Here is a 22,074-nt window from a genome sequence, read left to right on the forward strand (position 1 = left end):
CGACCACGCGGTGCGGACCCGGCTCCGTCCCGCGCGCGCCGGGACCTGCTCAGGGGAGGACCGTCATGACGGACACCACCTCCTCCACGCCGGAACGGCGCGGGGGAACCCCGATCGGTGCCCGGGCCGCGGCACGGCTGGACCGGCTGCCGCCGTCCCGGTGGCACCGCCGGATCACCCTCATCGTCGGCATCGGCGCCTTCTTCGACCTCTACGAGATCTTCCTCGGCGGGGTGCTGGCCGCGGCCCTCGCCGAACAGTGGCACCTCGGGCACACCGCGAAGTCCTGGGTGATCGCCGCCGGCTTCCTCGGGATGTTCGTCGGGGCGAATGTGCTGTCGGTGCTCGCCGACCGTTTCGGGCGGCGCCGGATGTTCCTGGTCAACCTGGGGGCGTATGCGTTCTTCTCGCTGCTGTGCGCCGCCGCCCCGGACCTGTCCTGGCTCCTGGTGCTCCGCTTTCTGTCCGGCCTGGGGCTCGGCGCCGAACTCGTGCTGGTGGACACCTATCTCGCGGAGTTCCTGCCCCGGGCGGTGCGCGGCCGCTATATCGCCTGGGCGTACACCCTCGGCTTCGTCGGGGTTCCGGTCGCCGCGCTGCTCGGTGCCCGGCTGGTGGCCGCGCATCAGCTGTTCGGCATCGAAGGCTGGCGCTGGCTGCTGGTTGCCGGGGCGCTGGGCGCCGCGTTCCTCCAGCTGATGCGGCGCCAACTCCCGGAATCACCGAGGTGGTTGACGGTGCACGGGCGCGGCGAGGAGGCCGAGCGGATCGTGGCCGGGCTGGAGGAGCGAGTGGTCCGGGAGCGCGGCGGCAGCCTGCCGTCCGTGCCGGAAGCGGAGACCGTACCGGAGCGGAAGGTGCCGCTGGCGGAGATGTTCCGGGGCGAGCAGCGGCGGCGGACCGTCATGTGGTGGATCTTCCAGGTGCTGCAGACCGTCGGCTACTACGGCTTCGGGTCGCTGGCGCCGGTCGTGCTCACGGCGAAGGGCCACACCGTCACCGAGTCGCTGCTGTACGCGGCGTTGAGCTTCTGCGGCTATCCGATCGGCTCCGCGCTGTCCATCCCGCTCATCGACCGGATCGAGCGCCGGACACTGATCATCGCCTCGGCGCTGGGCATCGCCGGCTGCGGCCTGGCCTTCGGCTTCGCCACCGCCACCTGGGCCATCGTCACCTTCGGCTTCCTGCTGACGGTGTGCAGCAATGTCTTCTCCAACGCCTTCCACGTCTACCAGACCGAGCTCTTCCCGACCGGTCTGCGCAGCAGCGCCATCGGCATCGCCTACTCGCTGTCCCGCCTCACCTCGGTCGTCCTGCCGTTCGTCGCGCTGAGCGCCCTGACGAGCCTCGGGGCGGCCGCGGTCTTCACTGGCTCGGCGCTGCTGATGCTGCTGCTGTGCCTGGACGTGGCGCTCCTGGGGCCGCGTAGTACTGGGCGGAGCCTCGAGCGGATCTGAGGCCTTCCCACGTTTTCGGCTTTCCCGCCGTGGTGGCTTCTCGCCGTTGCGGGTCCGCTGCGCGGGGCGTGGGCATCGGCTGATGCTTGTGCGTTCCTCGCCGTTGCGCCTGCGGCGGGCGGGGTCCGCTGCGCGGGGCTGTCGGGGTGCGGTGACGGGCCTGCGCGGGTGGGGGTGTCCGGACTGCTTCGCTTTACGTCCGGACACCCCCACCCGCTCCGGCCCGTCCCCTCCCGTTGGGGGATGGAAAAACGGTTGGTGGGAGTGCCCGCCGGTGGTCCGGTGCGGCTCGTCGAACGCAGTGAACCACCTACGGACGCCCGCCCCCACCCACCGCCACTACTCCCCCAACGGGAGGGGACGGGCCGGAGGGGCCTGGTGTGTGGACGTAAAGCGAAGCAGTCCACACACCAGGCCCCGGAGGCCCGCCACCGCACCCGACAACCACCCGCCCGCCGCAGGCGCCACGGCGAGGCACCCGCAAGCATCACCCGCGCCCACGCCCCGCGCAGCGGACCCGCAACGGAGGGGCACCCCCAAGCATCACCCGCGCCCAAGCCCCGCGCAGCGGACCCGTGACGGCGGGAAGTCCCACGGAGGGACAGCCGAAAACGTGGGAGGTCAGGCGTCCATCGTGACCGTGAACGAGAAACAGTCGCCCCGGTAGTGGATCCGCGCGACATCCACCGCGCGGCCGTCCTCGTCGTAGGTGACGCCCGTGTAGTGGAGGATCGGGCTGAGCAGTGGGATCTGGAGGAGCCGGGCGGTTTCCGGGTCGGCCAGCCGCGCCTCGACGGTGTCGGTGATCCGGCTGATCCGTACGCCGACCGCGTCCCGCAGGACCTTCGTCATCGGCCAGCGCAGCAGATCCGCCGGATCGATCGCCGCGGCGACCTCGGGGTGTACGTAGTTGTATGCGTGGTTGGTGGGCTCGCCGGTCTCCTCGTCGCTACGCAGCCGGCGGAAGCCGGTCACCTCCGCCAGATCCGGGAAGTACTCGGACAGTTCGGGTGGAACCGCGGTGCGGCCGTGCTCCAGCAGCTCGGTGCTCATCCCGGACTGCTGGGCCACGATCGCGTCCACGGAACCCAGCAGCCGGACCGGCGCACCGCGCTGGGCGCTCGGCTCGATGAAGGTGCCACGGCGCCGGTGCCGGCTGATCAGGCCCTCCGTCTCCAGCTCCTTGAGGGCCTGGCGCATGGTCAGCACGCTCACGCCGTAGTGCGCGGCGAGCGCGTCCTCGGTGGGCAGCCGCAGCGGCGCCTCCGGGGAGCGGCCCAGTATGGAGGCGCGCAACGACTGCGAGACCTGATACCAGAGCGGCAGCTTGCGGTTCAGGGCGAGCGAGTCGGGAGCGAAGGTGGTCACGAGGCGTTCCCCGGTGTCACGGGCGGAAGTGGCGCTGGAGACCCTGCCATACGTCGTCATATCCGCGCTGCAGATGGCCGGCGTCCCGGGCCTGCTCGGTCAGGGTCAGCGGCCAGCGGGTCTCGAACATGAAGGCCAGCCCGTCGTCGATCTTCTGCGGCCGCAGCTCGGCGGCGCTCGCCCGGTCGAAGGTCTCCCGGTCCGGCCCGTGCGCCGACATCATGTTGTGCAGCGAGCCGCCGCCCGGGACGAAGCCCTCCGCCTTGGCGTCGTAGGCGCCTTCGATCAGGCCCATGTACTCGGTCATCACATTGCGGTGGAAGTAGGGCGGCCGGAAGGTGTCCTCGCCGACCAGCCAGCGGGGCGCGAAGGCCACGAAGTCCACGCCCGCCAGGCCCGGGGTGTCGGAGGGGGAGGTGAGGACGGTGAAGATCGACGGGTCGGGGTGGTCGTAGCTGATCGAGCCGATGACATTGAAGCGGCGCAGGTCGTAGACGTACGGGACGTGGTTGCCGTGCCAGGCGACGACATCCAGGGGGGAGTGGTCGTAGGTGGCCGTCCAGAGGTTGCCGCAGAACTTGTTGACGACCTCGACGGGGCCCTCGACGTCCTCGTAGGCGGCGACGGGGGCGCGGAAGTCACGGGGGTTGGCCAGGCCGTTGGCGCCGATCGGGCCGAGGTCGGGGAGCTGGAAGGGCCGGCCGTAGTTCTCACAGACATAGCCGCGGGCGGTGGGATCCAGCAGTTCGACGCGGAAGCGGACACCACGCGGGATCAGCGCCACTTCGCCCGGCGCGGCGTGCAGCAGGCCGAGTTCGGTGCGCAGCAGCAGCCCGCCCTGCTCCGGCACGATCAGCAGCTCGCCGTCCGCGTTGCCGAACACCCGCCGGTCCATGGAGGTGTTGGCGTAGTAGAGGTGGACGGCCATACCGGTGCGCTGGGTGGCGTCGCCGTTGCCGCCCAGGGTCCACAGGCCGTCCAGGAAGTCGGCCGGGCCGGCGGGCTCGGGCAGCGGGTTCCAGCGCAGCCGGTTGGGGTCGGGGGCGCAGTCGGTGAACGGCGCCGAGCGGACCGCGTGCTGCTCGGCGCGGACGAACGGCGGATGGGCGGCCGACGGGCGGATGCGGTAGAGCCAGGAGCGCAGGTTGTGGCTGCGGGGTTCGGTGAAGGCCGACCCGCTGAGCTGCTCGGCATACAGGCCGAGCGGCGCCCGCTGGGGGGAGTTGCGGCCCACCGGCAGCGCGCCCGGGACGGCCTCCGAGCTGTGCTCGTTGCCGAAGCCGGTGAGGTACGCCAGCCCTTCCGCCGTCTTCCTCGCCTGCTCGTTGCCCGTGCCTGTCATCGCGTGCTCCCGCCGCTCAAGGAATCCTATGCAAGACCTTAGGATTGCGGTGGGGAGGCGTCAACGGAGAGTCCCGGCCGCGTCGGCCGGATCGCTGCGCTCGTGCACGCCCGCCCCGGCGGCGGGCAGGATGGTCGGGTGCAGCAGCCGACCCCCCGCCCCGCCCTGCCACCCGCGTCCCTGCGCCGTGCGCCCGTCCAGCAGCGCAGCGCCCAGCGGCTGGCCAGAATCCTCGACGCCTGCGCCGAGGTGCTGGAGGAGACCGGGTACGAGGACCTGAGCACCCGCGCCGTGGCCGGCCGGGCCGGGGTCCCGATCGGCTCCGTCTACCGCTTCTTCCCCAACAAGCGCGCCATGGCCGAGGCTCTCGCCCGGCGCAATCTCGACGCCTATGCGGACCGCATCACCGCCCGGCTGACCGCCCCGGCGCACACCCCGCTCCCGTGGCGCCACGCGATGGATGTGGTGGTCGACGAATACCTCGCCATGAAGCGGACGGTGCCGGGCTTCGCCCTGGTGGAGTTCACCGTCCCCGCCCCGAGCGCCACCCGGCAGGCCAATTACGAGGTCGCCGACCGGCTGCTGGCCCTCTTTGCCGGCCCGCTCGGACTGGACGCCGCCGACGAGCGGCTGCGCACCGCCTTCCTGGTGGGCGTCGAGACGGCCGATGCGCTGCTCCAGCTCGCCTTCCGTACGGACCCGGACGGCGATCCGGCCCTCGTCACGGAGACCAAGCTGCTGCTGCGGTCCTATCTGGCGCGCTATCTGGACGGGGCGGACGCCGGGGAGGGGTGAGAGCGGGGGGCGGGCGGCGACGGTCCGGCCGTTCGCCCGGCGGATTTCCGCCGTGGGGCTTCCCTCATGCCAACCGGTCGGTATGGTCGGAACGGTACGCAGCCTGCCGCCACCGCCACCGGCACCGTCCCCGGGAGGGACCGATGACCCGTACCGCTCTGCGCATCTGCCCGCTCTGCGAGGCCACCTGCGGGCTGACCCTCACCGTGGACGGCGACCGGGTGACCGCGGCCCGCGGTGACCGCGACGACATCTTCAGCCGGGGCTTCCTCTGCCCCAAGGGCGCCGCCTTCCCGGAGGTGGACGCCGACCCCGACCGGCTCGGCCGGCCCCTGGTGCGGCGCGACGGACAGCTGACGGAGGCCACCTGGGACGAGGCGTTCGCCGCCGTTCAGGCCGGACTGCGCCCGGTCATCGAGGCGCACGGTCCCGATTCCGTCGCCGTGGTGCTCGGCAACCCCAATGTGCACACCGTCGCCGGCGCCCTCTACCCGCCCGTGCTGCTCGCCGGCCTCCGCTCCCGCAGTGTCTTCACCGCCTCCACCGTCGACCAGATGCCCAAGCACGTCTCCAGCGGGCTGCTCTACGGTGACCCGCTGGCGATCCCCGTACCCGACCTGGACCGCACCGATCACCTGCTGGTCATCGGCGCCAACCCGCTGGACTCCAACGGGAGTCTGTGCACCGCCCCCGACTTCCCGGGCCGGATCAGGGCGCTGCGCCGCCGCGGCGGACGGCTGACCGTCATCGACCCGCGGCGTACCCGTACGGCCAAGCTGGCCGACGAGCATCTCGCGGTCCGGCCCGGCACCGACGCCCTGCTGCTCTTCGCGATGGTCCATGTCCTCTTCGCGGAGGGTCTGGTGGACCTGGGAGAGCGGGCGGAGCACCTCGGCCGGCTCGATGAGGTCGAGCGGCTGGCGGCGGACTTCCCGCCCGAGGCGGTCGCCCCGCTGTGCGACATACCCGCCGAGCGGATCCGGCGGCTGGCCCGCGAGCTGGCCGCCGCGGAGACCGCCGCGGTGTACGGCCGGATCGGCTCCACCACCGTCGAGTTCGGCACCCTCACCAGCTGGCTCGTGGACCTACTCGCCGTCCTCACCGGGAACTTCGACCGCCCCGGCGGCCTGATGTTCCCGCTCTCCGCGACCGGTCCGGCACCCCGCCCGGCCGGGCCCGGCCGCGGATTCGCCCTGGGCCGCTGGCACAGCCGGGTCTCCGGCCACCCCGAGGCCAAGTCCGAACTGCCCATCGTCGCGCTGGCCGAGGAGATCGACACCCCCGGCGAGGGCCGCGTCCGGGCCGCCCTCGTCATCGCCGCCAACCCGGTCCTCTCCGTCCCGGACGGCGACCGTCTCGACGCCGCGCTCGCCTCGCTCGACTTCATGGTGAGCGTCGACCCGTACCTCAACGAGACCTCGCGGCACGCCGATGTCGTGCTGCCGCCGCCCCCGCCCTCCCGCAGCCCGCACTTCGACTACGCCTTCAACGCCCTGGCCGTGCGCAACCAGGCCCGCTATACCCGGCCGGTGCTCCCGCTCGCCGACGGGCGGCCCGACGAGTGCGAGATCCACGCCCGGCTGATCCTGTGCGCCGGCGGCCAGGACGGCGCGGACCCCGGCCTGGTGGACACCATGGTGATCGACACGGCGCTCGGCAAGGCCGTGAGCGATCCGCACTCTCCCGTGTACGGGCGCCAACCAGCCGCACTCGCACAGGAGTTGACCGGACTGACCGGCGCCGAACGGCGGCTGGACATGATGCTGCGGCTCGGCCCGTACGGCGAGGGCTTCGGCGCCGACCCCGGCGGGCTGACCCTCGACCGGCTGCTGGCGCACCCGCACGGCATCGACCTCGGCCCGCTCGCGCCCCGGGTGCCCGGTGTGCTCAGGACGCGCAGCGGTGCCGTGGAACTGTGCCCCGGGCCGATCGCCGCCGAAGCGGCCCGGCTGCGCGGCCGGCTCACCGAAAGCCCCGACGGTGTGCTGCTCATCGGCCGCCGCCATCTGCGCTCCAACAACAGCTGGCTGCACAACGTCCCGGCGCTGACCGGCGGCAGCAACCGCTGCACGGTCCAGGTGCACCCCGACGACGCGGCGCGGCTGGAGCTCACCGACGGCGGTCTGGCGCGGCTGACGGGGGACGGCGGTGCGCTGGAGGTGCCGGTGGAGATCACCGAGGCCGTGCGCCGCGGGGTGGTGAGCCTGCCGCACGGCTGGGGCCACGACCGGCCCGGCACCCGGCTGGCGGTCGCCGCCGCCGACCCCGGCGTCAATGTCAACCAGCTGAACTCGGGACGGCTGCTGGACCCGCTCTCGGGCACCGCGGTGCTCAACGGTCTGCCGGTTGTGCTCACGCCCGTCCGGTGACATCCCTATTGACCTGGGGTTTTGCTCGTATTGCTCGCGCGTCAAGGCCTTGTTAACAAAACTTTGCGGGACCTAACGTCGCCTGAACCGCCACCCCCGGCAGATGTTCAAGGGCGAACGTGAGGTAACTCCCAATGCTGACAATCCTCGGATTTGTCATGATCGCCGCCTTCCTGGTGCTGATCATGATGAAGAAGATGTCACCGATGGCAGCGCTTGTGCTGATCCCAGCGCTGTTCTGCGTCCTGGTCGGACAGGGCGCGCACCTGGGCGACTATGTCCTCAAGGGCATCGGTGACCTGGCCCCCACTGCCGCGATGCTGATGTTCGCCATCATCTACTTCGGGGTGATGATCGACGTCGGTCTCTTCGACCCGATCGTTCGCGGCATCCTCAAGTTCTGCAAGGCCGACCCGGTGCGGGTGGTGGTCGGTACGGCGCTGCTCGCCGCGATCGTCTCGCTCGATGGTGACGGCTCCACCACCTTCATGATCACCGTCTCGGCGCTCTACCCGCTCTACAAGCGGCTGAAGATGAGCCTCGTGGTGATGACCGGTGTCGCCGCCACCGCCAACGGCGTGATGAACACCCTCCCGTGGGGCGGCCCGACCGCCCGTGCCGCCACCGCGCTCAAGCTCGACGCCGGCGACATCTTCGTCCCGATGATTCCCGCCCTGGCCGTCGGCCTGGTCGCGGTCTTCGCCCTCGCGTACGTCCTCGGCCGGCGCGAGCGCAAGCGGCTCGGTGTGCTGACCCTCGACGACACCCTCGGCGACACCCGGCCGGTGACCGGGACCGTGCCCGAGAAGGAGGCCGAGCAGGTTCTGGTCGGCGCGGGCACCGGAGCCACCGGCGGCACCCCGGCCGGTACGCGGCGCACCACCGGCGGTGCAGACACCGGCGCCGACGACGCGCCGGCCGCCGGCTCCGGAGATCAGGCCGACGAGGACGACGGCCTCCAGGTCCTGGACCCGCAGCGCGCCACCCTGCGCCCCAAGCTCTACTGGTTCAACGCCGCGCTCACCCTCGCGCTGCTCACCCTGCTGATCATGCAGACGCTGCCGATCCCGGTGCTCTTCCTGATCGGCGCCGCCCTCGCGCTCACCGTCAACTTCCCGCACATGAAGGACCAGAAGGCCCGCGTCGCCGCGCACGCCGAGAACGTGCTCAACGTCTCCGGCATGGTCTTCGCCGCCGCCGTCTTCACCGGGGTGCTCACCGGCACCGGCATGGTCGAGCACATGGCCCGCTGGCTGGTCAGCGGCGTCCCCGACGCGCTCGGCCCGCACATGGGCATCGTCACCGGAGTCCTCAGCATCCCGCTGACCTACTTCATGTCCAACGACGGCTTCTACTTCGGCATCGTGCCGATCCTCGCCGAGGCCGGTGCCGCCCACGGCGTCGCTCCCATCGAGATCGCCCGCGCCTCCCTCGTCGGCCAGGCCCTGCACATGTCCAGCCCGCTCGTCCCCGCCGTCTACGTCCTCGTCGGGATGGCCAAGGTCGAGTTCGGCGACCACACCAAATTCACCGTCAAATGGGCCGCGCTGACCTCCCTTGTGGTCCTGTGCGCCGGTGTGCTCTTCGGCATCATCTAGATGACCGGCACCGACACCCGGAGGCCCGGCAGGGGATGGCTGCTGCGTCTGGTCCTCACCTTCTCCTTCGCGCAAGGAGCGGTGAGCATGGCCAGGCCGGCCGTCTCCTACCGGGCCCTCGCCCTGGGCGCCGACGAAAGCGCCATCGGCGTGATCACCGCCGTCTACGCCCTGCTGCCGCTGCTCGTCGCCGTCCCGCTCGGCCGCCGCACCGACCACGGCCGCTGTGCCCCGCTGCTGGTGACCGGGGTGGCGCTGATCAGCGGCGGCTGCGCGCTCAGCGGCCTGGCCGGATCGCTGCCCGCGATGGCCGCCTGGAGCGGGGTGATGGGCCTGGGGCACCTCTGCTTCGTCATCGGAGCCCAGTCGATCGTCGCCCGGCGCAGCGCCCCCGAGGAACGCGACCGCAACTTCGGCCACTTCACCATCGGCGCCTCCCTCGGCCAGCTCATCGGCCCGGCCGCCGCCGGGCTCGTCATCTCCGAGCACGACGGCCGGATGGCCCCGACGAGCGCCACCGCCCTGCTGGTCTCCGGCGCCGTCGCCGCCGTCTCCTACGCCTCGCTCTGGCGCCTCGAACAGCGCGCCCGCACCGCCCCGTCCGGCGCCCCGGCCGTGGCGGCCGGACCGCCGGTCCCGGTCCGCGGCATCCTGCGGACCCGGGGCGTACCGGCCGGCATCTTCATGAGCCTGGCCGTGCTCTCGGCCACCGACATCCTCACCGCCTACCTCCCCGTCATCGGCGAGGACCGCGCCATCGCCCCCACCACCATCGGTCTGCTGCTCAGCCTGCGGGCCGCGGCCACCATCGCCTGCCGGCTGGTGATGACGCCGATGATCCGGTGGCTGGGGCGCACCGCGCTGATGGTGGTCAGCTGCGCGCTGGCCGGTGTGCTGTGCGGCGGTCTGGTGCTGCCGGTGCCGGTGTGGGCGCTGGCCGCGATGCTGCTCGCCCTCGGCTTCTGTCTCGGCGTCGGCCAGCCGCTGTCGATGACGACGGTCGTGCAGGCCGCCCCCGAACGGGCCCGCAGTACGGCGCTGGCGCTCCGCCTCACCGGCAACCGCCTCGGCCAGGTCGCCGCCCCGGCCGGCGCCGGACTGCTCGCCGGGGTCGCGGGCACCGCCGCGCCCTTCGTCCTGCTCGGCGCGCTGCTGCTGGCCTCCGCCGCGTTGGCCGCCCGTACGGGCCCGGAGCGGGGCGGCGGCACCACACCCGGCGCGGGCGGGGGGCCCGCGCCGGCGGTGAAGGTGACCGGGCCGGCCGCGGAGGGCGAGGCCGCGCCGGCCCCGGAAGAGGAGGCCGGGCAAGGGCGGGTGGGCCACGGCACCGGCGGCCCGCAAGCCCGTCCGCAAGCCCGCCCGAAGGGACCGTAAGCAGACCCGAAGGGAACCATAAGCGCAGCTCGGCAGGGTGGTGTGCACAGCGGGTCCGGCATCGGGCCGGGCCCGCACCGCAGGTGAGGAGCACACCATGAGCAACGCCCACGACCCCCGCACCCCGGTGACCGTGCTCGGCCTCGGCGCCATGGGCAGCGCACTGGCCGGCGCCTTCGTCGGGGCCGGGCACCCCACGACGGTGTGGAACCGTACGCCGGGCAAGGCCGAGGATCTGGTGGCGCGCGGCGCGGTCCGCGCGGACACGGTGGCCGAGGCGGTGGCCGCCAGTCCGCTGGTGATCGTGTGCGTGGTGGACTACGCCGCGGCCCACGAGATCCTGGAGCCGGCCGGTCCCCGGCTGTCCGGCCGGGTCCTGGTCAACCTGACGTCCGACACCCCGGAGCGCGCCCGCTCCGCCGCCGCCTGGGCCGCCGGGCACGGCATCGACTACCTCGACGGCTCGGTCATGGTGCCGACGACGGACGTCGGGCAGCCCGGCGCGACCCTCCTCTACAGCGGCTCCCGGCAGGCCTTCGAGACGTACAAGGAGACGCTGAAGGTGCTGGGCGGCCGGGCGGCGTACCTCGGCGACGACCACGCCATGGCCGCCGTGTACGACCTCGCCCTGCTCGCCTTCTTCTACTCCGCGATGGCGGGCCTGGTGCACGCCTTCGCACTGGCCGGCGCCGAGAGCGTCCCGGCCGAGGAGTTCGTCCCCTTCACGGGGGCGATCGCCGACATCCTGCCGCCCCTCGCCGCGGGCATGGCGCAGGATCTGGACCGCGGGGTCCTCCGGGGCGACCAGGACAACATCGTCATGGAGGCAGCGGGCATGGCGCACATCATCGAGGCCTCCGTGGACCGCGGGATCAACACCGATGTGCTCGCCGCCGTCAAGGGCCTCGCCGACCGGACCATCGCCGCGGGCCACGGCAAGGCGGGATTCCTCAGCATCATCGAGGAAATGCGCAAGCCGTCCGCCAAGGGGTGAGGGCGGGGCCTCGTCGGGCGTCGAAGTATGCGGAGCGGGGCCGCCCGCAGAAGATCACGGGGCGTTCATGGTTCAGCCGCCGCAGCCGTCGATGTCGTCATCACATCCGTCCACGTCGTCGGGAGCGATGGTGTTCAGGCGCCACAGGACGAGGCCGGTGCCGCTCCGCACCGTGTCGACACGGGCCGTGAAGGGGGCGCCCGGGGGGATGTTGAACTGATCGGCCTCACGGTCCCCGCAGCCGATTCCGTAGGCCTGTTCCGCATCGCCACGCGTCAGTGTGAGGGTGAGTTCCTCAACGCCCCTTGCGTCGCAGGTGATGTCGAGGCGGTACCACCGCTTCCCCGGTGCCTGGAATGTCTTGTTCACTCCGCTCGCGATATGTGCGGACCCGGACCCGGAGCGTTGCGGATCGCTGCCGTCCTCGTCATGAGCGTCCAGAGCCCGTTCCGCGCGTTGCATGGCGTCGTCGGACTCCCATGGTCTGCCGCTGTCCGGTGCTGAGGTCTTCAGCTCTTCGTGCGTCTCCGGGGGCTTTACCGACGGGGTGCCCTGACCCGGGGGCTCTTTTCCCGCATCGACGGCACACCCGGAAAGGAGAATGGTGAGGGCGGCGCCGAGCGGGACGAGGCGGTACAGATGCATGTGAACCTCAGGCATAGGTGATTGCCGGAGGCGGGAGCCCCGTACAGCACTCCCGCCTCCGGTGCGAGTTGCCCGATGGTGGCCCCGTCGACATCTTTCCGCAATGTGGAATGCTTGCTTTCGGACTTGCGAGGGGAGTCGATGCCGGCAGGCGGTCGATCGGCGGGCCGGTGTGCTGGTGCAGGCTCCTGGACCGCGAACATGCCGCGAGGTCACGACCGCCCAGTCGGCCTCTCGTGGCCACCGTCACCCCACCTCAGGGGGCGGGGTCCCTGGCGGCGCAAAACTACCGGCGCTAGTTTAGGGGCGATGACCACCGGCCGGCGCGGGAGGACCACGACGTGAAGCAGCACGACGCGATGTACATCGACGGAAGCTGGCGGCCCGCCGAGGGCGGCGGGACGATCGAGGTCGTCAACCCGGCCGATGAGCAGGTGATCGCGGCCGTCCCGGCCGGCTCCGCGCAGGACGTGGACGCCGCCGTACGGGCCGCCCGCGCCGCCCTGCCGGGCTGGGCGGCCACCCCGCCGGGGGAGCGGGCGGACCGGCTGGCCGCACTGCGCGACCAGCTGGCCGCCCGGGCCGAGGAGGTGGCCGCGACCGTCACCGCCGAGCTCGGCTCGCCGCTCGCCTTCAGTACGGCGGTGCACGCCGGAGTGCCGGTCGCGGTCTGCGGCTCGTACGCCGAACTGGCCCGTACGTACTCCTTCGAGGAGACGCTCGGCAACTCCACCGTGCTGCACGAACCGCTCGGCGTGGTCGGCGCGATCACGCCGTGGAACTACCCGCTCCACCAGATCGTCGCCAAGGTCGCCCCGGCGCTCGCGGCCGGCTGCACGGTGGTGCTCAAGCCCGCCGAGGACACCCCGCTGGTCGCCCAGCTGTTCGCCGAGTGCGTCGATGCGGCCGGGATACCCGCGGGTGTCTTCAATCTCGTCACCGGCCTCGGCCCGGTCGCCGGACAGGCGCTCGCCGAGCACGACGGGGTCGATCTGGTCTCCTTCACCGGCTCGACGGCCGTCGGCAGGCGGATCGGTGCCCTCGCGGGCGGCGCGGTCAAGAGGGTCGCGCTGGAGCTGGGCGGCAAGTCCGCCAATGTCATCCTGCCCGGCGCCGACCTGCCCAAGGCCGTCGCGGTCGGCGTCGCGAACGTCATGGCCAACTCCGGCCAGACCTGCAGCGCCTGGACCCGGATGCTGGTCCACCGGGACCACTACGCCGAGGCGGTGGAGCTGGCGACGGCGGCCGCCGCGAAGTACGTACCCGGCGAGAGGACCGGTCCGCTGGTCAACGCCGCCCAACGGGACCGGGTGCGCGGCTATGTCGCGCAGGGCATCGCCGAGGGCGCGCGGGTCGTGGCGGGCGGCCCGGAGGCGGCCGTCCCCGGGACGGGCTACTACGTCGCACCGACCGTCTTCGCGGACGTCACCCCGGAGATGACCATCGCCCAGGAGGAGATCTTCGGCCCGGTCCTGTCGATCCTGAAGTACGAGGACGAGGACGACGCGGCCCGGATCGCCAACGACACGATCTACGGGCTGGCCGGTGCGGTCTGGGCGGGCGACGAGGCCACGGCGGTCGCCTTCGCCCGGCGCCTGCACACCGGGCAGGTCGACATCAACGGCGGCCGCTTCAACCCCCTTGCCCCGTTCGGCGGTTACAAGCAGTCCGGCGTCGGCCGGGAGCTGGGCCCGCACGGCCTGACCGAATATCTGCAGACCAAGTCGCTGCAGTTCTGATCCGGCCGGGCGGCGGGGGCCACAGCGTCCCCCGCCGCGAGGCCCGCCCGTCCCGCCCGCCGCCCCGCGCACCGAGGAGTCCTTGTGGTCCGCGCCGCCGTACTGCCCGCCGTCAACGCCCCCCTGGAGATCACCGAGATCGACCTGCCCGAGCCCGGCCCCGGCCAGGTCCGCATCCGGCTCGCCGCCGCCGGCGTCTGCCACTCCGATCTCTCCCTGTCCAACGGCACCCTGCGCCAGCCCGCCCCGGCCGTCCTCGGGCACGAGGGCGCGGGCACCGTCACCGCGGTCGGCCCCGACGTGACCACGGTGGCCCCCGGCGACCAGGTCGTCCTCAACTGGGCGCCGTCCTGCGGTGACTGCCACTTCTGCGGTCTTGCCGAGCCCTGGCTGTGCGCGCATTCCGGCCTCGCCGCGAACGCCCCGTACGCCAGGCGCGCCGACGACGCCACCGAGCTCTACCCCGGCCTGGGCACCGCCGTGTTCGCCGAGGAGACCGTGGTCTCCGCACGGGCCGCGCTGCCGCTGCCGGACGGGGTGCCGCTCGCCGATGCCGCCCTGCTCGGCTGCGCGGTGCTCACCGGCTGGGGCGCCGTGCACCACAGCGCCCGGGTGCGCGCGGGGGAGTCGGTCGTGGTCTTCGGCGTGGGCGGGGTGGGCCTGGCCACGCTACAGGCCGCGCGGATCGCGGGCGCCGGCACGGTCGTGGCCGTGGACGTCTCGCCGGAGAAGGAGGAGCTGGCCCGCTCGGCGGGCGCCACCGAGTTCCTGGTGGCGGGCGACGACACCGCCAAGCGCGTCCGCAAGCTCACCGGCGGCATGGGCGCCGATGTCGCCGTGGAGTGCGTGGGCCGCGCCGACACCATCCGTACGGCCTGGTCGGCGACCCGCCGCGGCGGCCGTACGACGGTCGTCGGCATCGGCGGCCAGGACCAGCAGGTGTCCTTCTCCGCCCTGGAACTCTTCTACTTCGGCCGCACCCTCTCCGGCTGCGTCTACGGCAACACCGACCCCGCCCGCGACCTCCCCCTCATCGCCGGACACATCCGCTCCGGCGCCTTCGACCTCTCCACCCTGGTCACCGACCGGATCGGTCTCGCCGACATCCCGGCCGCCTTCGACGCCATGCTGGCGGGCAAGGGAGGGCGGGCGTTGGTGGTCTTTTAGGTGAGGGGCGGGGCCGGGGCGCAGGGCCCCGGCCCCGCATTCAGGGGGGTGCCGAAAACTCGTGCTGCGTGGTCCGTTGACGCCGTACCGGCCGGTCGGTACGGTCGCCCGACATCACGGCGCCGCCCCCCTCCCCTCCCGCACCCCTCGGAGTGTGCACGCATGGACACGGCCCCCTCCGCGCCACACGGCAACACCGGCACCCCGCCCTCCACCCGCAGCCGCCGCAGGGTCGCCACCGCCGCGGCCCTCGCCTCCGCCGTCGAGTGGTACGACTACTTCGTCTTCGGCATCGCCGCCGCACTCGTCCTCGGCCCCGCCTTCTTCCCTTCGGGCAGCGAGGCCGCCGGTGTGCTCGCCTCCTTCGCGACCTTCGCGGTGGGCTTTCTGGCCCGTCCCGTCGGCGGTGTGATCGCCGGTCAGCTCGGGGACCGGCACGGCCGTAAGCCCATGCTGGTGCTCGCCCTGACCGTCATGGGGCTGGCCACCACCGCCATCGGCCTGCTCCCTTCCTACGACACCATCGGGCTGGCCGCGCCGATCCTGCTGGTCGTCCTGCGGCTGCTGCAGGGCATCGCGGTCGGCGCCCAGTGGGGTGGTGCGATGCTGATGGCCACCGAATACGCCCCCGAGGGCAAACGCGGGCTCTACGGCTCACTGGTGCAACTCGGCGTCCCCCTCGGCGTGATCACCGCCAACTCCGCCTTCCTGCTGGCCGGCGCGCTCACCGACGAGCGGTCCTTCAGCACCTGGGGCTGGCGGCTGCCCTTCCTCGTCGGCGTACTGGTGCTCCTCCTCGCCCGCTACATCCACACCCGCGTCGAGGAGACCCCCGCGTTCCGGGCCGCGGAAGAGAAGCTGGCGACGGCCGAGCAGGCCGCCGCGGCACGCCGTTCCCCGCTGCGCGAGATCCTGCGGCACCATCTCCGCACGGTTCTGCTGGCCGGCGGCTCGTTCGCGGTCAACACCGCCACCTTCTACATCCTCATCACCGGCGTCCTGGACTACGCCACCCGCGAGCTGGACATGCGGCGCACCTCCGTACTGGCCGTCTCGCTGCTGGTCAGCCTCACCCAACTCGCCATGATTCCGGCCGCCGCGGCGCTGTCCGACCGGATCGGCCGGCTGCGGGTCTACGCCGCTGGCGCCGTCGGACTGCTGCTCTGGGCGGTGCCGATGTTCCTGCTCATCGACACGGCGTCGCTGGTGTGGCTGGCCGTCGGCACCTTCGTCTGCAGCTGCTTCCTGAGCATCATGTACGGGCCGCAGGCCGCGCTGTTCGCCGAACTGTTCACCGCCGAGATGCGCTACACCGGCGCCTCGCTCGGCTATCAGATCAGCGCCATCCTGGGCGGCGGACTCGCGCCCTTCGTGATGGTGCTGCTGCTGGAGGCGAGCGGCACCTCGATGGCGGTGTCCGGCTACATCATGGCGCTGTCCGTCATCGCGCTGGTGTCCATCTGGCTCCTGATCCGCCGCGCCGGGACGACAGCCGCACCGGGGGGTGGGGCGGAGCCGGGGGCGACGAAGGTTCAGGGGTGACGGCCGCGCAGGGGGTGACGGCCGCCCAGGGGGTGTCGTCCGTCGAGAGGTGATGCCTGTCCAGAGGCGACGGTTGCCCAGAGGCGACGCCCGCGGCTTTCCGGCGCCCCGCCGCCCTCAGCGGCCCTCCGGCGGTACGAGGTCCGGGTGTTGTAGTGCCAGGCCGTCCACCAGGGCCCGCAGGCCGGTTTCGAATGCGCCCTCGTCCACCTGGCGTTGGTGTTCCGCGAGGAGATGCGCCTGGCCCAGGTGGGGGTAGTCGGCGGGGTCGTAGGCGCTCGGGTCGTCGACGAAGCCGCGGGCGAAGGAGCCCAGTGCGGAGCCGGCCACGAAGTAGCGGACCATGGCGCAGACCCTGGTGGCCTGGGCGGGCGGCCAGCCCGCCTCCACCATTCCGCCGAACGCCGCGTCGGCCATCTTCAGGCCGGCGGGGCGGCGGCCGGGGCCCTGGGCGAGGAACGGCACGATGTGCGGATGCGCGGCGAGCGCCGCGCGGTAGGAGCGGGCCCAGTCGAGCAGCCCGGTGCGCCAGTCCGTGCCGGTCTCGAACGCCGACACATCGACCTTGGCGATGACCGTGTCGGCCACCGCGTCGAGGATCTCGTCCTTGGTCGTGAAGTGGTTGTAGAGCGACGGCCCGCTCACGCCCAGCTCCGCCGCCAGGCGCCGGGTGGAGAGCGCCGGAAGCCCCTCGGAATCGATGAGCGCCAGCGCCGTGGAGACGATGCGCTCGCGGCTCAGAAGGGGCTTGCGGGGTCGGGCCATGACGCACATAGTAGAGGCTGCCCACCAAAAACTAGCAGTGCTAATTAACTGTTCTTGTCCATGTGCTCGTCCACGTTCTCGTCCACAAGGGGCCCGAGATGAACCTGGAGCTCAGCGCGGAGCAGACCGCGGCACGGCAGCTCGCCAAGGACTTCACCGACCGCGAGATCACCCCGTACGCCACCGCCTGGGACCGCGCGGAACAGGTCGACCGCGGCATCGTGAAGAAGCTCGGCGACCTCGGCTTCCTCGGGCTCACCGTCCCCGAGGAGTACGGCGGCTCGGGCGGCGACCACCTCTCGTACGTCCTGGTCACTGAGGAACTGGGCCGCGGGGACTCCTCGGTGCGCGGCATCGTCTCGGTCTCCCTGGGGCTGGTGGCCAAGACCGTCGCCGCGTGGGGCGACGAGGAGCAGAAGCGGGCTTGGCTGCCGCGGCTCACCTCCGGCGAGGCGGTCGGCTGCTTCGGTCTGACGGAGCCGGGCACCGGATCCGACGCCGCGAACCTCACCACCCGGGCGGTCCGCGACGGGGACAGCTATGTCATCGACGGCGCCAAGATGTTCATCACCAACGGGACCTGGGCCGATGTGGTGCTGCTCTTCGCCCGCACCGGCGACGCCCCCGGCCACCAGGGCATCAGCGCCTTCCTCGTACCCGCCGACAGCCCCGGACTGGAGCGCCGCGAGATCCACGGGAAGCTGGGACTGCGCGGCCAGGCCACCGCGGAGCTGGTCCTGGACGGCGTACGGGTTCCGGCCGCGGCGATGCTGGGCCCCGAGGGCAAGGGGTTCTCGGTCGCGATGTCCGCGCTGGCCAAGGGCCGGATGTCGGTCGCGGCCGGCTGTGTGGGCATCGCCCAGGCCGCCCTGGACGCCGCGCTCGGCTACGCGGGCGAGCGTGAGCAGTTCGGCAAGCCCATCGCCCGGCACCAGCTGGTGCAGGAGCTGATCAGCGATATCGCCGTGGACGTGGATGCCGCTCGGCTGCTGACCTGGCGGGTCGCCGATCTGATCGACCGCGGCGAACCGTTCGTCACCGCGGCGTCCAAGGCCAAGCTCTTCGCCTCCGAGGCCGCGGTGCGCGCCGCCGGCAACGCCCTCCAGGTCTTCGGCGGCTACGGCTATATCGACGAGTACCCGGTCGGCAAGCTGCTGCGGGACGCCCGGGTGATGACCCTGTACGAGGGCACCAGCCAGATACAGAAGCTGGTCATCGGGCGGGCGCTGACGGGGGTCTCCGCCTTCTGACCCGTATGTGGGGATGTCCGGCCTGACCCGCGAGCCCGGACGTCCGGCCTGTGGGTCCGGGCTCGTGGGTCCGGCCTGGGCGTCCGGACGTCTGACCCGTACGATCGCGGGGAACCGCCCGCACCGGCCGAGCCCTAAGCGCTTGCTCAGCGGCGCGATATGGTGTTCGATCCGTCAGAGGAGGGTCCCTGGCGGGTCGAGGAGCGGGGTGCGCGATGGGTGCGGCGGCGGAGCGGGCCGAAGAGGAGAACGAGGAATGGGCCGGGGTGACCCCGGACGCCGCGCGACGGCTGGTCAGCGCCGCCGTCGAGGCCTTCGCCGAACGCGGCTACCACGCCACCACCACCCGTGACATCGCCGGCCGGGCCGGTATGAGCCCGGCCGCCCTCTACATCCACTACAAGACCAAGGAAGAGCTGCTCTACCGCATCAGCGGCATCGGCCACGAGAAGGCGCTGCGCATCATGGGCGCCGCCGCCGAGGCCGGGGGCAGCGCCACCGAGCGGCTCCGCGACGCCGTCCGCACCTTCGCCCGCTGGCACGCGGAGCACCACACGACCGCCCGGGTCATCCAGTACGAACTCCAGGCGCTGAGCCCCGAGCACTACACCGAGATCACCGGACTGCGCCGCCGGACCGACCGGTTGCTGCGACAGGTCATCCAGGACGGCGCCGACAGCGGGGAGTTCCGGGCCGACGACGTACCGGGCACCACCCTCGCGGTGCTGTCGCTGTGTGTGGACGTGGCCCGCTGGTTCACCTCGGACGGCCCGCGCACACCCGACGAGGTCGGCACCCTCTACGCCGACCTCGTGCTGCGCATGGTGGGTGCGCCGCCGGTCGCCTAGGGGCCCCTGGGGCGCACCCGCCCCGGTGCCCCGCGCTACAGGTAGAAGCGGCTGACCGTCTCCGCGACGCAGACCGGCTTGTCGCCGCCCTCGCGTTCGATCGTGACGACCGTGGCGAGCTGCACGCCGCCGGACACCTCGGTCACATCCGCGATCCTGGCCGTGGCGCGCAGCCGCGAGCCGACCGGCACGGTGGCGGGGAAGCGCACCTTGTTGGTGCCGTAGTTGATGCCCATCTTCACGTTGTCGACCCGCATCAGCTGCGGGACGAGGGCGGGCAGCAGCGACAGCGTCAGATAGCCGTGCGCGATGGTGGTGCCGAAGGGGCCTGCCGCGGCCTTCTCCTGGTCCACATGGATCCACTGGTGATCGCCGGTGGCCTCCGCGAACAGATCGATCCGCTTCTGGTCGATCTCCAGCCAGTCGCTGGTGCCCAGCTCCTCACCGACCGCGGCCCGCAGTTCGTCGAGCGATCCAAACACTCGGGGCTCTGCCATCTCTTGTCTGCCTCCTCGGGATCCGTCCGCCGTTGGCGCGCATCGGCCGACGCTTACTAAGCGCTTGCTCAGAATGCGGAGTGCGGGCACCCGCTGTCAATGGCCGGACTGCCTCTAGGGTTGAAGCGTGCCCCAGCTTCCGTACAAGGTTCATGAGCTCTCCGTCGGCCAGCTCTCCGCGCGTAGTGGCGCCGCGGTGTCCGCGCTGCACTTCTACGAGTCCAAGGGGCTGATCAGCAGCACCCGGACGGCGGGCAACCAGCGCCGCTACAGCCGTGACGCACTGCGCCGGGTCGCGTTCGTACGGGCGGCGCAGCGGGTCGGCATTCCGCTCGCGGTGATCCGCGACGCGCTGGCGGAGCTGCCCGACGAGCGCACCCCCAACCGCGCCGACTGGGCCCGGCTCTCCGAGGTCTGGCGCTCCGAGCTGGACGAGCGGATCAGCCAACTCGTCGAGCTGCGCGACCGGTTGACCGACTGCATCGGCTGTGGCTGCCTCTCGCTGGAGAAGTGCGCGCTGTCCAATCCGTACGACAACCTCGGTGAGCAGGGGCCCGGCGCGCGGCGGCTGCGGGTCGACCGGAGCGTCAGGGACCCGGAGGGGGCACAGCGGCGCGCCGGCGGTGAGCAGCAGCCCGGACCGGCGCTCCGGGACCAGCCGGACGAGAAGGCCGCGCAGGCCGCGCAGGACGTGCAGGACGAGCCTTACGGGCAGGGGTGCTGTCCGGAGGAGCGCTGAGCGCGGGCGCGCTCGCCCCGGGGTGGGACGAGCGCGCGGACTCCGGTCTCCGTCACCACATGGACGGGGTGCGCCCCGCCCATGGGCGGGCCTGCTCCAGCTGCGCCGACAGCGCGATCAGGGTGGCCTCGTCGCCGTACCGGCCGGCCAGCATCACCCCGATCGGCAAGCCCGCGGCGTTCCACTGCAGCGGGACGTTCACCGCGGGCTGACCGGTGGCGTTGTAGAGCGCGGTGAACGGGGTGAACGCGCCGAGGGCGGCGAACTCGGCCTGGGGGTCGGCGTCATCGCGCAGCGCGCCGACCTCGGCCGGCGGCGCGGCCAGGGTCGGGGAGAGGATCACGTCGTAGCCGCCCGGCGGCATCAGACCGTCCGCCAGGGACTGGGCGAGCATCCGGAACGCATACATCGAGCGGGTGAAGTCCGTACCGGAGACCTCGGCGCCGCGCTCGCGCAGATAGCGGGTGAGCGGCATCAGCAGCTCCTCGCCCTCCGGCGGCACGGGGCGGCTCGCGGCCAGCACCGACCAGACGCGGGTGAAGGCGAGCAGGATGCTGTCGTCGGAGGGCAGCGACAACTCCTCGACCTCATGGCCGAGTCCGGTCAGCAGGGCGGCGGTCTCGGTGGTGGCGGTACGGCAGTCGGGGTGGACCTCGATGCCGGGGACGGGCGCCTCGGTGAGGCAGGCGATCCGCAGCCGCCCCGGGTCGCGGAGGGCGTGGGCGGCGAAGGTCTCCCCGGGCGGCAGCGACGGCGCCGTGAACGGGTCGCCGGGCATCGGCCCCGCCAGGACGTCCAGCAGGGTGGCCGCGTCGGCGACCGTACGGGCCAGCGGGCCCGAGGTGGCCAGGCCCGAGACGTCGTGCAGCAGCGGGCCGCTGCTGATCCGGCCGCGGCTGGGCTTGATGCCGAAGAGCCCGCAGACCGAGGCCGGTATCCGGATCGAGCCGCCGCCGTCGCTGGCGTGCGCGACGGGCGCCAGACCGGCCGCCACGGCCGCGGCGGCCCCGCCGCTGGAGCCGCCCGCCGAGCGCGCCAGGTCCCACGGGGTGCGGGCGGGCGGTGCGAGGCCGTTCTCGGTGTAGCAGGGCAGCCCGAATTCGGGGGTGTTGGTCTTGCCGAGCAGAATCGTGCCGCCCGCCCGCAGCTTGCCGACCACATGGTCGTCGACGGTCGGCACATGCTCGGCCAGCGCCCGGGAACCCATCGTGCAGCGCACCCCCGCGACCTGGTTGAGGTCCTTCACCGGGACGGGGACGCCGTGCAGCGGCGGGAGTTCACGGCCCTCGCGGCGGGCCGCGGTGGCCTCGCTCTCCGCGTCCGAGGCCTGTTTGCGGGCGAGGTCGGGGGTGCGGGTGAGGAAGGCGCCGAGTGTGTCGTCGAGCCGCTCGATCCGCGCGAGGAAGTGCTCGGTGATCTCCACGGGGGAGAGCTCCCCGGACCGGATTCCCTGGGCCTGTTCTAGCGCGGTCAGATCGTGCAGTTCGGCCATGGACGTCCACCCTCTCCTACGGGCGCCCGCGCGGCCCTGGTGCCGTACGGGCAGGAGGGCCGACGTCCGCCGGGCGCGATGCCGGTGGGGGTG

18 protein-coding genes are annotated in these 22,074 nt (G+C 72.4%); 12 read left to right on the forward strand and 6 right to left on the reverse strand.

Annotation, left to right across the window (positions count from 1 at the left end; translation table 11 throughout):
* Window positions 1-65: 65 nt before the first annotated feature.
* Entirely contained in the window at window positions 66-1,457 is a 1,392-nt protein-coding gene (locus tag STRNI_RS32500) for an MFS transporter (protein ID WP_274734721.1), read from the forward strand.
* A 621-nt stretch (window positions 1,458-2,078) separates the two neighbouring features.
* Here STRNI_RS32500 and STRNI_RS32505 read toward each other — a convergent pair.
* Both STRNI_RS32505 and hmgA read right to left on the reverse strand, forming a co-directional pair.
* Window positions 2,079-2,825 carry a GntR family transcriptional regulator gene (locus tag STRNI_RS32505; RefSeq protein WP_018087871.1) on the reverse strand — a complete coding sequence of 249 codons (747 nt, stop codon included), beginning with the start codon at window positions 2,823-2,825 and terminating at the stop codon, window positions 2,079-2,081.
* A gap of 16 nt (window positions 2,826-2,841) precedes the next feature.
* Complete coding sequence (hmgA, locus tag STRNI_RS32510) at window positions 2,842-4,167, reverse strand: homogentisate 1,2-dioxygenase (protein WP_277412507.1); 1,326 nt, start codon at window positions 4,165-4,167, stop codon at window positions 2,842-2,844.
* A 138-nt stretch (window positions 4,168-4,305) separates the two neighbouring features.
* On the opposite strand from hmgA, the gene STRNI_RS32515 reads away from it, so the two are divergent.
* From STRNI_RS32515 to STRNI_RS32535, 5 genes are all read left to right on the forward strand, one after another.
* Window positions 4,306-4,962: a TetR/AcrR family transcriptional regulator gene (locus STRNI_RS32515; RefSeq protein ID WP_159490117.1), complete on the forward strand. Its 657-nt coding sequence runs from the start codon at window positions 4,306-4,308 to the stop codon at window positions 4,960-4,962.
* A gap of 143 nt (window positions 4,963-5,105) precedes the next feature.
* Window positions 5,106-7,331 (forward strand): molybdopterin-dependent oxidoreductase, encoded by a 2,226-nt coding sequence (locus STRNI_RS32520; RefSeq protein WP_277412508.1) that lies wholly within the window; start codon window positions 5,106-5,108, stop codon window positions 7,329-7,331.
* Between the two features lie 134 nt (window positions 7,332-7,465).
* Entirely contained in the window at window positions 7,466-8,929 is a 1,464-nt protein-coding gene (locus tag STRNI_RS32525; RefSeq protein WP_277412509.1) for a CitMHS family transporter, read from the forward strand.
* Window positions 8,930-10,303 (forward strand): MFS transporter, encoded by a 1,374-nt coding sequence (locus tag STRNI_RS32530; RefSeq protein ID WP_277412510.1) that lies wholly within the window; start codon window positions 8,930-8,932, stop codon window positions 10,301-10,303.
* 97 nt (window positions 10,304-10,400) lie between these two features.
* Window positions 10,401-11,297, forward strand: a complete 897-nt coding sequence (locus STRNI_RS32535; RefSeq protein WP_277412511.1) for an NAD(P)-dependent oxidoreductase — start codon at window positions 10,401-10,403, stop codon at window positions 11,295-11,297.
* Window positions 11,298-11,369: 72 nt separating this feature from the next.
* Here STRNI_RS32535 and STRNI_RS32540 read toward each other — a convergent pair whose 3' ends face one another.
* On the reverse strand, window positions 11,370-11,942 hold the full coding sequence (locus STRNI_RS32540) for a hypothetical protein (protein ID WP_159490107.1): 573 nt from the start codon (window positions 11,940-11,942) through the stop codon (window positions 11,370-11,372).
* 341 nt (window positions 11,943-12,283) lie between these two features.
* Here STRNI_RS32540 and STRNI_RS32545 point away from each other — a divergent pair, with 341 nt between their 5' ends.
* The 3 genes from STRNI_RS32545 to STRNI_RS32555 all read left to right on the forward strand — a co-directional run bounded on the left by STRNI_RS32545 (window position 12,284) and on the right by STRNI_RS32555 (window position 16,390).
* The gene (locus tag STRNI_RS32545; protein ID WP_277412512.1) at window positions 12,284-13,681 is read left to right on the forward strand and encodes an aldehyde dehydrogenase family protein; all 1,398 of its coding nucleotides are present in this window, start codon (window positions 12,284-12,286) and stop codon (window positions 13,679-13,681) included.
* A gap of 84 nt (window positions 13,682-13,765) precedes the next feature.
* Window positions 13,766-14,848, forward strand: coding sequence for a zinc-binding dehydrogenase (locus STRNI_RS32550; RefSeq protein ID WP_159490103.1), 1,083 nt, complete (start codon window positions 13,766-13,768; stop codon window positions 14,846-14,848).
* A gap of 162 nt (window positions 14,849-15,010) precedes the next feature.
* The gene (locus tag STRNI_RS32555; protein WP_277412513.1) at window positions 15,011-16,390 is read left to right on the forward strand and encodes an MFS transporter; all 1,380 of its coding nucleotides are present in this window, start codon (window positions 15,011-15,013) and stop codon (window positions 16,388-16,390) included.
* A 117-nt stretch (window positions 16,391-16,507) separates the two neighbouring features.
* Here the strand turns inward: STRNI_RS32555 and STRNI_RS32560 are convergent, their stop codons facing one another.
* Window positions 16,508-17,155 (reverse strand): TetR/AcrR family transcriptional regulator, encoded by a 648-nt coding sequence (locus STRNI_RS32560; RefSeq protein ID WP_148589326.1) that lies wholly within the window; start codon window positions 17,153-17,155, stop codon window positions 16,508-16,510.
* Window positions 17,156-17,253: 98 nt separating this feature from the next.
* Between STRNI_RS32560 and STRNI_RS32565 the strand changes: the two genes are divergently transcribed.
* Both STRNI_RS32565 and STRNI_RS32570 read left to right on the forward strand, forming a co-directional pair.
* Window positions 17,254-18,405 (forward strand): acyl-CoA dehydrogenase family protein, encoded by a 1,152-nt coding sequence (locus tag STRNI_RS32565; protein WP_148589327.1) that lies wholly within the window; start codon window positions 17,254-17,256, stop codon window positions 18,403-18,405.
* A gap of 215 nt (window positions 18,406-18,620) precedes the next feature.
* Complete coding sequence (locus STRNI_RS32570) at window positions 18,621-19,253, forward strand: TetR/AcrR family transcriptional regulator (protein WP_277412514.1); 633 nt, start codon at window positions 18,621-18,623, stop codon at window positions 19,251-19,253.
* A 35-nt stretch (window positions 19,254-19,288) separates the two neighbouring features.
* Here STRNI_RS32570 and STRNI_RS32575 read toward each other — a convergent pair whose 3' ends face one another.
* Window positions 19,289-19,750 (reverse strand): MaoC family dehydratase, encoded by a 462-nt coding sequence (locus STRNI_RS32575; protein ID WP_026169316.1) that lies wholly within the window; start codon window positions 19,748-19,750, stop codon window positions 19,289-19,291.
* A 127-nt stretch (window positions 19,751-19,877) separates the two neighbouring features.
* Here STRNI_RS32575 and soxR point away from each other — a divergent pair, with 127 nt between their 5' ends.
* Entirely contained in the window at window positions 19,878-20,489 is a 612-nt protein-coding gene (gene soxR / locus STRNI_RS32580; protein ID WP_277412515.1) for a redox-sensitive transcriptional activator SoxR, read from the forward strand.
* A gap of 52 nt (window positions 20,490-20,541) precedes the next feature.
* Here soxR and STRNI_RS32585 read toward each other — a convergent pair whose 3' ends face one another.
* Window positions 20,542-21,981, reverse strand: a complete 1,440-nt coding sequence (locus STRNI_RS32585) for an amidase (RefSeq protein ID WP_277412516.1) — start codon at window positions 21,979-21,981, stop codon at window positions 20,542-20,544.
* Window positions 21,982-22,074: the final 93 nt, after the last annotated feature.

Source organism: Streptomyces nigrescens (assembly GCF_027626975.1).
Taxonomy (GTDB): Bacteria; Actinomycetota; Actinomycetes; order Streptomycetales; family Streptomycetaceae; genus Streptomyces; species Streptomyces nigrescens.

Excerpts from the sequence above, each read along its gene's own strand:
- STRNI_RS32500 (WP_274734721.1), top strand. The coding sequence starts at position 66 with ATGACGGACACCACCTCCTCCACGCCGGAACGGCGCGGGGGAACCCCG.
- hmgA (WP_277412507.1), bottom strand. The coding sequence starts at position 4,167 with ATGACAGGCACGGGCAACGAGCAGGCGAGGAAGACGGCGGAAGGGCTG.
- STRNI_RS32520 (WP_277412508.1), top strand. The coding sequence starts at position 5,106 with ATGACCCGTACCGCTCTGCGCATCTGCCCGCTCTGCGAGGCCACCTGC.
- STRNI_RS32525 (WP_277412509.1), top strand. The coding sequence starts at position 7,466 with ATGCTGACAATCCTCGGATTTGTCATGATCGCCGCCTTCCTGGTGCTG.
- STRNI_RS32530 (WP_277412510.1), top strand. The coding sequence starts at position 8,930 with ATGACCGGCACCGACACCCGGAGGCCCGGCAGGGGATGGCTGCTGCGT.
- STRNI_RS32535 (WP_277412511.1), top strand. The coding sequence starts at position 10,401 with ATGAGCAACGCCCACGACCCCCGCACCCCGGTGACCGTGCTCGGCCTC.
- STRNI_RS32540 (WP_159490107.1), bottom strand. The coding sequence starts at position 11,942 with ATGCATCTGTACCGCCTCGTCCCGCTCGGCGCCGCCCTCACCATTCTC.
- STRNI_RS32555 (WP_277412513.1), top strand. The coding sequence starts at position 15,011 with ATGGACACGGCCCCCTCCGCGCCACACGGCAACACCGGCACCCCGCCC.
- STRNI_RS32560 (WP_148589326.1), bottom strand. The coding sequence starts at position 17,155 with ATGGCCCGACCCCGCAAGCCCCTTCTGAGCCGCGAGCGCATCGTCTCC.
- STRNI_RS32565 (WP_148589327.1), top strand. The coding sequence starts at position 17,254 with ATGAACCTGGAGCTCAGCGCGGAGCAGACCGCGGCACGGCAGCTCGCC.
- STRNI_RS32570 (WP_277412514.1), top strand. The coding sequence starts at position 18,621 with ATGGGTGCGGCGGCGGAGCGGGCCGAAGAGGAGAACGAGGAATGGGCC.
- STRNI_RS32575 (WP_026169316.1), bottom strand. The coding sequence starts at position 19,750 with ATGGCAGAGCCCCGAGTGTTTGGATCGCTCGACGAACTGCGGGCCGCG.
- STRNI_RS32585 (WP_277412516.1), bottom strand. The coding sequence starts at position 21,981 with ATGGCCGAACTGCACGATCTGACCGCGCTAGAACAGGCCCAGGGAATC.